Origin of the sequence: Sphingomonas sp. dw_22 (assembly GCF_018449795.1) — a bacterium.
Classification (GTDB): domain Bacteria; phylum Pseudomonadota; class Alphaproteobacteria; order Sphingomonadales; family Sphingomonadaceae; genus Sphingomonas.
The window spans coordinates 1-12203 of the sequence record NZ_JAAVVE010000016.1 but is presented as its reverse complement, the minus strand read 5'-3'; the positions used below and the strand labels follow the sequence as shown (position 1 = coordinate 12203).

The 12203-nt window shown below is 69.1% G+C and carries 12 protein-coding genes; 8 read left to right on the top strand and 4 right to left on the bottom strand.

Features of this window, described 5'->3' with window-relative positions; translation table 11 throughout:
* The 3 genes from HB724_RS09395 (at position 1) to HB724_RS09385 (ending at position 3165) form a co-directional block, all read left to right on the top strand.
* Positions 1-621 (top strand): SURF1 family protein, encoded by a 621-nt coding sequence (locus HB724_RS09395; RefSeq protein WP_213980668.1) that lies wholly within the window; start codon positions 1-3, stop codon positions 619-621.
* Between the two features lie 286 nt (positions 622-907).
* A complete protein-coding gene (gene thrC, locus HB724_RS09390; RefSeq protein ID WP_213980667.1) occupies positions 908-2299 on the top strand; it encodes a threonine synthase in 1392 nt (463 codons plus the stop codon).
* Positions 2296-3165, top strand: coding sequence for a class I SAM-dependent methyltransferase (locus HB724_RS09385; RefSeq protein ID WP_213980666.1), 870 nt, complete (start codon positions 2296-2298; stop codon positions 3163-3165). The genes thrC and HB724_RS09385 overlap by 4 nt, the downstream gene beginning before the upstream one ends.
* Positions 3166-3268: 103 nt before the next feature.
* Here the strand turns inward: HB724_RS09385 and HB724_RS09380 are convergent, their stop codons facing one another.
* The 3 genes from HB724_RS09380 to HB724_RS09370 are packed head-to-tail and all read right to left on the bottom strand — an operon-like array spanning position 3269 to position 4880.
* Entirely contained in the window at positions 3269-3913 is a 645-nt protein-coding gene (locus tag HB724_RS09380; protein ID WP_213980665.1) for a heme exporter protein CcmB, read from the bottom strand.
* Positions 3910-4479 (bottom strand): heme ABC exporter ATP-binding protein CcmA, encoded by a 570-nt coding sequence (ccmA, locus tag HB724_RS09375; RefSeq protein ID WP_213980664.1) that lies wholly within the window; start codon positions 4477-4479, stop codon positions 3910-3912. The genes HB724_RS09380 and ccmA overlap by 4 nt, the downstream gene beginning before the upstream one ends.
* The gene (locus HB724_RS09370; RefSeq protein ID WP_213980663.1) at positions 4476-4880 is read right to left on the bottom strand and encodes a metallopeptidase family protein; all 405 of its coding nucleotides are present in this window, start codon (positions 4878-4880) and stop codon (positions 4476-4478) included. The genes ccmA and HB724_RS09370 overlap by 4 nt, the downstream gene beginning before the upstream one ends.
* Before the next feature lie 17 nt (positions 4881-4897).
* Between HB724_RS09370 and HB724_RS09365 the strand changes: the two genes are divergently transcribed.
* Positions 4898-5218, top strand: a complete 321-nt coding sequence (locus HB724_RS09365; RefSeq protein WP_346344705.1) for a 4a-hydroxytetrahydrobiopterin dehydratase — start codon at positions 4898-4900, stop codon at positions 5216-5218.
* On the opposite strand, the gene HB724_RS09360 is transcribed toward HB724_RS09365, so the two are convergent.
* Positions 5215-6027: an SDR family oxidoreductase gene (locus HB724_RS09360; protein ID WP_213980661.1), complete on the bottom strand. Its 813-nt coding sequence runs from the start codon at positions 6025-6027 to the stop codon at positions 5215-5217. The two genes, HB724_RS09365 and HB724_RS09360, sit on opposite strands and share 4 nt — an antisense overlap.
* Positions 6028-6081: 54 nt before the next feature.
* Between HB724_RS09360 and HB724_RS09355 the strand changes: the two genes are divergently transcribed.
* From HB724_RS09355 to HB724_RS09340, 4 genes are all read left to right on the top strand, one after another.
* The gene (locus tag HB724_RS09355; protein WP_213980660.1) at positions 6082-6846 is read left to right on the top strand and encodes an ABC transporter ATP-binding protein; all 765 of its coding nucleotides are present in this window, start codon (positions 6082-6084) and stop codon (positions 6844-6846) included.
* A gap of 145 nt (positions 6847-6991) precedes the next feature.
* Positions 6992-8515 (top strand): glycine betaine ABC transporter substrate-binding protein, encoded by a 1524-nt coding sequence (locus HB724_RS09350; RefSeq protein ID WP_213980659.1) that lies wholly within the window; start codon positions 6992-6994, stop codon positions 8513-8515.
* 42 nt (positions 8516-8557) lie between these two features.
* Complete coding sequence (locus tag HB724_RS09345; RefSeq protein ID WP_213980658.1) at positions 8558-11011, top strand: glycoside hydrolase family 3 protein; 2454 nt, start codon at positions 8558-8560, stop codon at positions 11009-11011.
* Entirely contained in the window at positions 11008-12057 is a 1050-nt protein-coding gene (locus HB724_RS09340; RefSeq protein WP_213980657.1) for an aldose epimerase family protein, read from the top strand. The genes HB724_RS09345 and HB724_RS09340 overlap by 4 nt, the downstream gene beginning before the upstream one ends.
* Positions 12058-12203 lie beyond the last annotated feature (146 nt).

The following is a 12203-nucleotide window of genomic DNA, read 5'->3' as shown; positions in this document are numbered from 1 at the left end:
ATGCCGCGCTTTCCGCTGATCCCGACGATCGTCGTCGGCCTGGCCATCGCGGCGATGATTGGCCTCGGCGTCTGGCAGCTCGATCGCCGGGCCGAGAAGCGCGCCGCGCTCGCCCAATATGCCGCCAATATGGGCAAGCCGGCGATGGCCTTTCCCCGGCTGGCGATGGGCGACGAATATCTGTTCCGCCGGGCGACGGCCTTCTGCCTCTCGCCGGTCGGCTGGCAGAGCCAGGGCGGGCGGAGCATCAAGGGCACCAACGGCTTCCGCCAGATCGCCCGGTGCAGTACCGGCGCCGAAGGCCCCGGGCTGCTCGTCGATGTCGGCGTCGCACCCGATCCCAAGTTCAAGCCGGCGTGGAAAGGCGGCGCGGTGACGGGCACGATCACCCATGCCCCCGATCACCAGCCGATCATCGCCTCGCTGTTCGGTGGGCACCCCAAATCGCTGATGCTGATCGCCGACCAGGCCGCGCCCGGCCTGGAGCCGACCGCGCGGCCCGCGCTTTCGAGCGTGCCGAACAACCATCTCGCCTATGCGGTGCAGTGGTTCCTGTTCGCGGGGGTGGCGGCGATCATCTATGTGCTGGCGCTGCGGCTGCGGCAGCGCGGGACGGCCTGATCGAAAATCCTCCCCGAGCTCGTCTCGGGGAGGGGAGCCGCCGAAGGCGGTGGAGGGGCCGGAGACGGTGCGGCTGGGGACCACGGCGCTTCGCGCCGCCCCTCCACCATTCGCTGCGCGAAATGAGCAGGTGGAATTGCCCCCGGCAATTCCAGCCATGCGCGGGGCGCATGGCGACCTGCTCATCCCCCTCCCCCAGCAAGCTGGGGGAAGGATTGGAACTTGCGTCGCCGCCTAAAGATCGGCTTTCTTGCTCCCCACCCCTTCGCCCGCTAACGCCCTGACGATGCGCTACCAGAGTACCCGAGGCGCCGCGCCCCTGCTCGGCTTCCGTGACGTGACGCTTGCCGGGCTGGCGAGCGATGGCGGGCTGTATGTGCCCGTGACCTGGCCGAGCTTTACCCGCGATCAGATCGCCGGGCTGGCCGGCCTCTCCTATGTCGAGACGGCGGTGCGGGTGATGCTGCCTTTCGTCGCCGGAGACCTGAGCGAGGACGAGCTGCGAACGCTCTGCACCCAGGCCTATGGCCGCTTCTCGCACGCCGCGGTGACGCCGCTGGCGCAACTCGACGAGCGCAACTGGCTGCTCGAGCTGTTCCATGGGCCGACGCTGGCGTTCAAGGACGTGGCGCTCCAGCTCCTGGGGCTGCTGTTCGAGAAGTTCCTGGCCGGCAGCGATGCCCATCTCACCATCGTCGGCGCGACCTCGGGCGACACCGGCAGCGCGGCGATCGACGCGGTGGCCGGGCGGATGGGCGTGGACATCTTCATGCTCCACCCCAAGGGCCGCGTCTCCGACGTGCAACGCCGCCAGATGACGACGGTGCTCGCGCCCAATGTCCACAACATCGCGATCGAAGGCAGCTTCGACGACGCCCAGGCGCTGGTGAAGGCGATGTTCAACGATGCCGGGTTCGCCGGGCGCTTCCAGCTCAGCGCGGTCAATTCGATCAACTGGGCGCGGCTGATGGCACAGGTGGTCTATTATTTCTACGCCGCCGTCCGGCTGGGCGCGCCCGAGCGCAAGGTCGCCTTCTCGGTGCCGACCGGCAATTTCGGCGACGTGTTCGCGGGCTATGTCGCGAGCCGGATGGGCCTGCCGATCGAGCGGCTGATCGTCGCGACCAACGTCAACGACATCCTCCACCGCGCGCTTTCCTCCGGCGACTATTCGGCCGGCACGGTGACGCCCACCGCCGCGCCCTCGATGGACATCCAGGTCAGCTCCAACTTCGAGCGGCTGCTTTTCGACCTCTCGGACGCGCCGGTGGCCGATCAGATGCGCTGGTTCGAGGCGAGCCGGGCGATGCAGTTGACCAATGCGCAGCGCGAAGGCGCCGCGAAGCTGTTCACCAGCGACCGGATCGAGCCCGACGAAATGAACGAGGCGATGCGCTGGGCCGCGGCGGAGGCGAACCAGGTGATCGATCCGCACACCGCGATCGGTCTCGCGGCGGCGCGCCGCGCCGAACTGCCCGTGGAGACTCCGGTGGTGACGCTGGCGACGGCGCATCCGGCCAAGTTCCGCGACGCGGTCGAGCGCGCGACGGGTTCGCGGCCGCAAATGCCCTCGCGGATCGGCGACCTGTTCGAACGGCAGGAGCGCTATGACGTGCTGCCCGCCGAATTCGGCGCGATCACGGCCTATATCGCCGAGCGTGCCCGCCAGCGGCCATGAAGCTCGCGATCCTCACCGGCGAGCCCTGGGCCGATTACGGGCTGGTCGACAGCGGGCATGGCCGCAAGCTGGAGCGCTATGGCCCCTATCGCTTCATCCGGCCCGAGCCGCAGGCGATGTGGGCGCCGGCCCAGGCTGACTGGGACGCGCATGGCGAGTTCGTCCCCGCCCCCGACGACGAGGGCGGCGGCCGCTGGGTGTTCCACAAGCCGGTGCCGCGCGAAGGCTGGCCGCTTGCGTGGCGCGAGGTGAAGTTCACGGCGCAGACCACGCCCTTCCGCCATCTCGGCTTCTTCCCGGACATGGCGCCGGTATGGGACTGGATGCGCGCGCGGATCGACGGCGTCGAGGCGCCCGAATGCATGAACCTGTTCGGCTATACCGGCGTCGGCACGCTGGCGCTGGCGGCGGCGGGCGCGCGGATGACGCATGTCGATGCCTCCAAGAAATCGGTGGCCGAGGGCAAGGCCAATGCCGCGCTGTCGGGCATGGAGGACAAGCCGATCCGCTGGATGATCGACGATGCGGCGAAGTTCACCGCGCGCGAAGTGCGGCGCGAGCGGCGCTATGACGGGATCATCCTCGATCCGCCCAAATGGGGGCGCGGGCCGAACGGCGAAGTGTGGAAGCTGGAGGAAGGGCTGCCCGGGCTGATCGCGGACGCGGCGAAGCTGCTCGATGCGAATTCGCGCTTCCTGTTCCTGACGGTGTACGCGGTGCGCATGTCGGCGCTGGCGATCGGCGAGTTGCTGCGCCAGCATGTCGCGCATCTCGGCGGCACGATCGACTGTGGCGAACTAGCGGTGCGCGAAGAGGCACGCGGGCTGCTGCTGCCGACGGCCATCTTCGCGCGCTGGAGCCGCTGAGCCGCGCGCAGCGCAATCTTCTTCGTCGCGGCGTCGCGCGAACAAATAATTTTCGCGCGACGCCGCAACGACGCGACGATTTTGACGGCGGCTTCGCCGCGATTCAGGAGCGGCCGAAGCGGATCGCGGTGCCGGCTACGAAGGGCGCACCGGCAAGGTAGATCAGGCTCACCGCCGCCAGCAGCTTGAGCGCGCCCGGCTGATCGCCGGTCGAGCCCGCGCCGAAGATCAGCAGCGGCACCGCGAAAGGCAGCATCACCAGCCCCGCCAAGGCTCCCGCCCCGCGCAGCCCCGCGACCAAAGCGGCGGTGACGATCCCCAGCGCGGCGAGACCCGGCGTACCGATGGCAAGGCCGAGCAGGATCTGGGCGAGTGCCCCGCCCGACACATGGAGCAACCCGCCCGCGATCACCGTCGCGGCCAGCAGCGGCGGCGCGAAGCCGAGCCAATGGCCGATCATCTTGGCGGCGGCGACGCCCGCGTCGCTCATGCCCCGCGCGGCAAACTGATCGAGCACACCGCTCTCGGCATCGGGCGCAACCAGCCGCTCGACCGGCAGCAGCGCTGCGAGCAAGGCCGCCGCCCAGATCGCCCCGCCGCCGATCCGCGCGAGCAGCTTGCCGTCCGGGCCGACCGCGAAGGGGAAGAGGATCGCGACCAGCAGGAAAAAGGCGACCGGCAGCAACAGCCCGCCGGTGCTCCACGCACGCCGCAGCTCGCGCCAGGCGATGGCGGCGAAACCGTTCACAATGCCACCTCGATCGCGCCAGGCAGCGCCATGGGCAGGTGGGTGGCGACCAGCGCGATGCCGCCTTTCGCGCGGTGCGCCGCGATCAGCGCTTCCAGCCGGGCTACCGAGGCAAGGTCCAGCCCGTTGGCGGGTTCGTCGAGCAGCCAGACCGGTGCGCCGCTCGCCACGACGCGCGCGAAGGCCGCACGGCGGCGCTGGCCGGTCGAGAGCAGGCGCACCGGCACGCGGGCGATCTCCGCCAGCCCCACGGCTTCGAGCGCTTCCGGCACGGCCTGGGACTGTCCGTCGATCGCCGCCCAGAATCCCAGCGCAGCGGCCAGGCTCAGTTCGGGATCGAGTGCGGCGGCCTCGCTCATCAGCGCGCGGACGCCTTCGCCCTCGATCCGGCCGGCCAGGGGGGGCAACAGCCCGGCGGCCACGCGGATCAGGCTGGACTTGCCCGCGCCGTTCGGCCCGCTGACCAGCGCCGCCTCGCCCGGCGCCAGCGTGAAGCCGACCCCTTCGAACAGCAATCGCCCGCCGCGCAGGCACGCCACGTCACGAAAGGCGAGCGATGCGCTCAATCCGCGCCGTCCTCCAGCCCATGCATATCGTCATCGGACAGGCCGAAATGATGGCCGACCTCATGGACGACGATATGGTTGACCAGCGTCGCCAGCGGCACGCCGGTATGGACCCATTCGTCCAGGATCGGGCGGCGATAGAGATGGATGCGATCGGGCAGCGCGCCCGAATCGAAGGCCGATTTCTCGCCCACCGGCCTGCCGTGATAGACGCCGCTCAGGTCGAACGGATCCTCGATCCCCAGGCTGTCGAGCGTCTCGTCGTCGGCGAATTCCTCGACGATCAGGACGACGTCGGCGAGATAGGACTGGAACGGCTCCGGGATGCGCGCGAGCGCGGCGCGTGCCATCCGCTCGATCACCGCCGCGTCCGGCGCGTGGAATGGCGCTTGCCCGTTCATGACCAAGTCCATAGGCGGTGGGACGAAGCTGCGGCAAGGAGGGGATGATGGTGGCACGGTTGAGCGAGGGCTTGCGGACCGAGGCGTTGGCGTCGCTGCCGGACTGGTCCTACGATACCGAGCGCGACGCGATCACGCGGCGCTTCACCTTCAAGGACTTCAACGAGGCGTTCGGCTTCATGACGCGGGTGGCGCTGCTCGCCGACAAGGCCGATCACCATCCCGAATGGTCGAACGTGTGGAACCGGGTGGATATTCTCCTCACCACGCACGACGCGGACGGGCTCTCGACGCGCGACATCCAGATGGCGCAGGCGATCGACGGACTGCTCGCTTAGGAAGTCCTGCTCCGCAGCTCGCGGTCGAGCCGCTTGCCGGCGGTCTTGCGGATCTGTCCCGGCATCCAGCGCGCGGCGAACCACAGCTTCTTCGCGGTCTTGCCGACCTGGGTGTGGACGCGGTCGCCATGCACGGCATTCCAGGCAGCCTCGGCCACTTCCGCGACCGGCGTGATCTCCAGCCCCGAGGCGATCACCGATTCGCGGACGTTGCGGTTCGATCCCTGCACCGGCTGATCGAGCAGCGGCGTCTCGATGAAACTCGGCATCAGCGTGCGCACCTTGACGCCCGCCGGGCGCCATTCGCCGTCCAGTGCCTCGGCCAGTCCGCGCACCGCGAACTTGGTCGCCGAATAGATGGCGACGCCCGACGCGCCATAGATGCCGGCGGCCGAGCTGGTGATGAGCATCACCGAACCCGGCATCTTGGCGAGATAGGGGAAGCCGGCATGGGCGCCGTTCACCACGCCCATCAGGTTGATGTCGATGCAGCGCTGGAGTTCGGAAAGCGGCGTGGCCGCGAACTCGCCGCCCACCGCGACCCCGGCATTGTTGAACAGCACGTCGATCCGCCCCCCGCTGGCCGCGGCGAACCCGGCGAGTGCGGTCTCCCATTGGCCGTGGTCGCGCACATCCATGACATACGTGGTCGCCATGCCGGCGGGCAGGCCCGCCTTCGCTGCCTCCAGGCCCGCCGCGTCGATATCGGCCAGCCCGATGCGCCAGCCTTTGTCCGCGAAATAGCCCGCCACCGCGAGGCCGATGCCCGATGCGCCGCCGCTGATGAAGATCGCCTGTTCGCCTGCCATGCCGCCCTCCGCTTTTTTTGACCTTTTCCGCTTCATCCCGCACAACTCCAGCCGATGCCAGAGCAATCGCGCAGCGTTACCTTCAAAAATGTCAGTAAGCGCTATTCCGGCGCAATTGCTGTGGAGGACGTGTCGCTGGAGATCGCCGGGGGCAGCTTCGTCGCGCTGGTCGGCGCCTCGGGATCGGGCAAGTCGACCCTGCTCAAGATGGTCAACCGGCTGATCGAGCCGAGCGAAGGCGAAGTATGGATCGGCGGCGAGCCAGTGCGAGATGGCCCGGCGCATCTGCTGCGACGGCGGATCGGCTATGTCTTCCAGAATGTCGGGCTGTTTCCGCACATGACGGTGGGCGAGAATGTCGCGATCGGGCTGCGGCTGGCCGGCGAGCGCGATACGTCTGCGCGGGTGGCGGAACTGCTGCGGCTGGTCGAGCTGCCCGAGGAGATGGCGAAGCGGATGCCCGATGCGCTTTCGGGCGGGCAGCGCCAGCGCGTCGGCGTCGCGCGGGCGCTGGCTACGGGTCCGAAGCTGATGCTGATGGACGAAGCGTTCGGCGCGCTCGATCCGGTGACGCGCGACGGTCTGGGCAAGGCGATCCGCGCGCTCCACGAGCGGATGGGGCTGACGACGATCCTGGTCACCCACGACATGGCGGAGGCGCTGCTGCTCGCCGATCGCGTGCTGGTGATGGAAGCGGGCCGGATCGTCGGCGACGCCACCCCGCGCGCGCTGCTGGCCGGCGAGGGCGGCACGGCGGCGGATGCGCTGGTCGCGGTGCCGCGCGAACAGGCGCATCGGCTGGCGGAGCTGGAGAAGTGAGGGGCACCCTCTTGATCCTCCCCGGCACGGGGAGGGGGACCGCCGCGAAGCGGTGGTGGAGGGGGGCCTCCACGCCGGAATCCCTTGCGGCGATCCCCCTCCACCATGCTTCGCATGGTCCCCCTCCCCGTTCCGGGGAGGATCTGTGACCGCCGCCTTTTCCCGCGTGCCCGAACTGCTCGCCCAGCACCTGCTGCTGGCGTTCGCGGCGCTGCTGCTGGGGCTGGTGGTAAGCCTGCCGCTGGCGGTGTTCTCCGCACGTAACAAGACGGTGGGGCGGGTCGCGCTGGGCTTCGCCAGCCTGGTCCAGACGATCCCCTCGCTCGCGCTGCTCGCGCTGTTCTATCCGATCCTGCTGTCGCTCTCGGCGCTGGTAGGGGGCGGGATACCGGCGCTGGGCTTCCTGCCCTCGCTGCTCGCGCTGTCGCTCTATGCGCTGCTGCCGATCCTGCGGAACGGCGTGACCGGGCTCGCCAATCTCGATCCCGCCGTGATCGAGGCGGCCGACGGCATGGGCATGACGCGCACCCAGAAGCTCTGGCTGGTCGAGGCGCCGCTGGTCGCGCCGGTGCTGATGGCGGGGATCCGCACCGCGGCGGTGTGGACGATCGGCGCGGCGACGCTTTCCACCACGGTCGGCCAGCCGAGCCTGGGCGACCTGATCTTCGCGGGGCTCCAGACCCAGAACTGGGCGCTGGTGCTCGCCGGCTGCATCGCTGCGGCAGGGCTGGCGCTGGCGGTCGATGCGCTGCTGGGCCTCGCCGAATATGGCATCGCACGGCGGCGGCGCGGGCTGGTGTGGGCGAGCCTGGGGGTGCTGCTGGTGGGCGTGCTGGTCGCGCTCGCGCCGGCCTGGCCCGCCGCGCGGGGGACGGTGACGATCGGGGCCAAGGGTTTTTCCGAGCAATATATCCTCGCCCGCGTGATCGGGCACCGGCTGGAGGGCGCCGGATACAAGGTGCGTTATCGGGAGGGGCTGGGTTCGGCGGTGGCGTTCAGCGCGCTCGCGGGCGGCGATGTCGATGTCTATGTCGATTATTCGGGGACGATCTGGACCAACCAGATGCGGCGCAGCGACGTGCCGCCGCGCCAGGCGATCGTCGATGGCGTCGCCGCATGGACTCGCCAGGCGCATGGCGTGACGCTGCTGGGCTCGCTCGGCTTCGAGAACGCCTATGCCTTCGCAATGCGGGGCGACGATGCGAAGCGGCGCGGCATCGCCAGCATCGCCGATCTGGCGCCCGTAGCGCCGACGCTGAACCTCGCCACCGATGTCGAGTTCCTCGAACGGCCCGAATGGGCGGCGGTGCGGCGCGCCTATGGCCTGCGCTTCAAGTCGGCACACCCCTATCAGCCGACCTTCATGTATCGCGCGCTGGCGAGCGGCACGGCGGATGTGATCCCCGCCTTTTCCTCGGACGGGCGGATTGCGGCGGATCACCTCACGGTGCTGAGCGACCCCAAGGGCGCGATTCCCGGATACGACGCGATCCTGCTGCTCGCCCCGCGCTGGGCCGGCGATGCGCGTTTCCAGGCGGCGCTGCGGCCGCTGATCGGCGCGATCCCGGTGAGCAGGATGCGCGAGGCCAATTACCTGGTCGATCGCGACACCGACAAGGCCAGCCCCGACCAGGCCGCGCGCTGGCTTGAGCGTGGACTTGCCCGCTGAACTTCGGTTATCGCTAACATCAGAAAAATCGGGAGAGAGATGATGCGCGCCGGCCTGGGGCTTTTGCTGACGACCACGATCTTCGCCGCCATGCCGGCTTTCGCGCAGCAGGCGCCGACAGCGCTGTCTGTAGCGCATCCCGAGAAATGGCCCGCCGCCGCCAGCCAGGGGCTGGTCGATCCCGCGACCGAGAAGTTCGTCACCGAGCTGATGGCCCGGATGAGCCTGGAGGAGAAGGTCGGCCAGATGATCCAGGCCGATATCGCCAGCATGAAGCCCGAGGAGCTGCGCCAATATCCGGTCGGATCGATCCTGGCCGGGGGCAATTCGCCGCCGCTTTCGGGCGACGACCGTTCGGGCCAGGCCGATTGGGTGGCGACCGCGCGCGCCTTCCGCGCCGTGGCGATGGAGCAGCGGCCGGGCCATGTCGCGATCCCGCTGCTGTTCGGGCTCGACGCGGTGCACGGCAACAACAATGTGATCGGCGCGACGATCTTCCCGCACAATATCGCGCTGGGCGCCGCCAACGACCCTGCGCTGATCCGCCGCATCGGCGAGGTGACCGCGATCGAGACCGCCGCGACCGGGCCGGACTGGGCGTTCGGACCGACGCTGGCGGTGCCGCAGGACGATCGCTGGGGCCGCAGCTATGAAGGCTATTCGGAGGATCCGGGAATCGTCCGTGCCTATGCGGGCGAGATGGTGCGCGGGCTCCAGGGCGATCCGGGCACCACGGACCGCATCCAGAAGGGCCATGTCGCCGCCTCGATCAAGCATTTCCTGGGCGACGGCGGCACCTGGCAGGGCACCGACCAGGGCGACACCCGCGTTTCCGAGGACGAGTTGATCGCGATCCACGCCGCCGGCTATCCCCCGGCGATCGAGGCGGGCGCGATGACGGTGATGGCCAGCTATTCGAGCTGGAACGGCCAGAAGATGCACGGCAACAAATCGCTGCTCACCGATGTGCTCAAGGGCCGGATGGGCTTCCAGGGCTTCGTGGTCGGCGACTGGAACGGGCACGGCCAGGTGCCCGGCTGCACCACCACCGATTGCCCGGCCACCTTCAATGCCGGGCTCGACATGGCGATGGCACCCGATAGCTGGAAGGGCATGTTCGATTCCACCCTCGCCCATGTCCGCGACGGCAGTATCCCGATAGCCCGCATCGACGACGCGGTGCGCCGCATCCTGCGGGTGAAGGCGAAGCTCGGCCTGTTCGATCCCGCGCGCCCGATCGAGGGCAAGGCGGGCGTGCTCGGCGCGCCCGAGCATCGCGCGGTGGCGCGCGAGGCGGTCGCCAAGTCGCTGGTGCTGCTCAAGAACCAGGGCGTGCTGCCGGTGAAGGCGAGCGCGAAGGTGCTGGTGGCCGGCCCCGGCGCCGATTCGATGGGTCTCCAGACCGGCGGCTGGACGTTGAGCTGGCAGGGCGACGGCAACGGCAACGAGCTGTTCCCCAATAGCGAGACGATCTTTGCGGGCATCAAGCAGGCGGTCGAGGCCGGCGGCGGCACCGCGACGCTCTCGCCGGACGGCAGCTTCACGGCCAGGCCGGACATCGCGATCGTGGTGTTCGGCGAGCAGCCCTATGCCGAGATGCGCGGCGATATCCGCACGCTGGAGTTCCAGCCCGGCGACAAGCAGGCGCTGGCGCTGCTGCAGAAGCTCAAGGCGGCCGGAGTGCCGGTGGTGTCGGTGTTCCTCTCCGGTCGGCCGCTCTGGGTGAATCCCGAGCTCAATGCGTCGGATGCGTTCGTCGCGGCCTGGCTGCCGGGCACCGAGGGCGCGGGCGTGGCGGACGTGCTGATCGGCGATGCCGCGGGCAAGCCGCGCCGCGACTTCCAGGGACGGCTCTCCTTCTCCTGGCCGAAGACCGCCGGGCAGTTCACGCTCAACAAGGGCAGGCCCGGCTATGATCCGCTGTTCGCGCTGGGCTATGGCCTCAGCTATGCCAAGGGCGGCAGCGTGCCGAAGCTGAGCGAGGAAGCGGGCATCGATGCGTCGCTGGCGAACACCAGCGTCTTCTTCGCCAAGGGAACGGCCCAGGCGCCCTTCTCCTTCGCGACCGACAGCCATATCGCCCGGAAAACCGTCGAAGGCCCGCAGACCCAGGAAGGCGCGCAGTTGTTCGCCTGGCCCGCCGGCTCCGCCACGCTGCGCATCGGCGGAAGCCCGCTCGATCTCACGCGCGAGGCCAATGCCGATCTGTCGATCCAGATCAACTACCGCGTGGAGACGGCACCGGCGGGGCCGGTCAAATTGCTGATGGAGGGCGGAACCAACACCGGCGCGATCGACGCGACCAGCCTGTTCGCCGGCCAGACCGGCACCTGGCGCACGGCGAAGATCCTGCTCAAATGCTATCAGCAGAACGGCGTCGATCTGGGCAAGGTCGCCGCGCCGTTCGTGGTGCAGGCATCGGGGCCGTTCAGCTTTGCCATCTCCGACGTGCGGATCGTGTCCGATCCCAATAATTCGGTGTGCCCGGGCAAATGAGCTGGCTGGTCGAAGGCGGAACCATCGAAACCATCGAGATCGCACGCGGGCCTTTCCGCGCGCAATTCCTCAATCTCGGTGCGGCGCTGCGCATCCTCGAAGTGCCGGACCGCGAGGGCAGGCCGGCCAATGTCGTGCTCGGCTATCGCGACCTGGAGGAATATCGCGGCCATCCGCGCTTCTATGGCGCGATCGCAGGGCGCTATGCCAATCGCATCGGCGGGGCACGGTTCAGCCTGGACGGCGCCGAATATCGCATCGCCGCGAACGACGGCCCCAACAGCCTCCATTCCGGCCCGCTGGGATTCGACCAGCAATATTGGACGATCGAGCGGCACGATGCGGCATCGGTGACCTTCGGCCTGCTGAGCCCGGACGGGTTCAACGGCTTTCCCGGCAATCTGCATGTGCAGGTTCGCTACGTGCTGGAAGAGGATGGCCTCGCCATCGGCTTTTCCGCGACCACCGACCGCCCGACCGTCGTCAACCTGACCAACCACGCCTATTTCAACCTGGCCGGTGAGGCGAGCGGGCGGTCGATCCTCGATCACCTGCTCCAGATCCCCGCCAGCCGGATGACGCCGGTGGACGCGACGCTGATCCCGACCGGCGACTATCGCGACGTGGCCGGCACGCCGTTCGACTTCCGCACCCCGCACGCCATCCGCCGCGACATCGGCGCCGATGACGAGCAGCTAAGGCTAGGCCATGGATACGACCATAATTTCGTGATCGACGGCGATTTCGGGAAGCTGCGCCGGATCGCCACCCTGTTCGATCCCGCGTCGGGCCGGGTGATGGACCTGGAATCCACCGAGCCAGGCGTGCAGCTCTACACCGGCAATCATCTGGCGAACGGCGCGCCCGGCACCGGCGGCCGCACCTATGCCGCGCGCGACGGCCTATGCCTGGAGCCGCAGCATTTTCCGGACAGCCCGAACAAGCCGCACTTCCCCTCGGCGCGGCTCGATCCGGGGCAGGTCTATCGCCACGATATGACCTTTCGGTTTCGCGTGGCGACGACGAAGGAAGAGGCTTTTCCCTAAAATTCCTCCCCGGAACGGGGAGGGGGACCGCGCCCGAAGGCCGTGGGGGGGGGGGCCCCCCCCCGCCCCCGGGGGGGTTCCACCCCCGCCCCGCCCCCACCCCCCGCCCCGGTGCCCCCCCCCCCTTCCCGGCGGTGGATCGGCCG

Coding starts and splice junctions, on each gene's coding strand:
- HB724_RS09395 (WP_213980668.1), top strand. CDS start 1: ATGCCGCGCTTTCCGCTGATCCCGACGATCGTCGTCGGCCTGGCCATC.
- thrC (WP_213980667.1), top strand. CDS start 908: ATGCGCTACCAGAGTACCCGAGGCGCCGCGCCCCTGCTCGGCTTCCGT.
- HB724_RS09385 (WP_213980666.1), top strand. CDS start 2,296: ATGAAGCTCGCGATCCTCACCGGCGAGCCCTGGGCCGATTACGGGCTG.
- HB724_RS09370 (WP_213980663.1), bottom strand. CDS start 4,880: ATGAACGGGCAAGCGCCATTCCACGCGCCGGACGCGGCGGTGATCGAG.
- HB724_RS09360 (WP_213980661.1), bottom strand. CDS start 6,027: ATGGCAGGCGAACAGGCGATCTTCATCAGCGGCGGCGCATCGGGCATC.
- HB724_RS09355 (WP_213980660.1), top strand. CDS start 6,082: ATGCCAGAGCAATCGCGCAGCGTTACCTTCAAAAATGTCAGTAAGCGC.
- HB724_RS09345 (WP_213980658.1), top strand. CDS start 8,558: ATGCGCGCCGGCCTGGGGCTTTTGCTGACGACCACGATCTTCGCCGCC.
- HB724_RS09340 (WP_213980657.1), top strand. CDS start 11,008: ATGAGCTGGCTGGTCGAAGGCGGAACCATCGAAACCATCGAGATCGCA.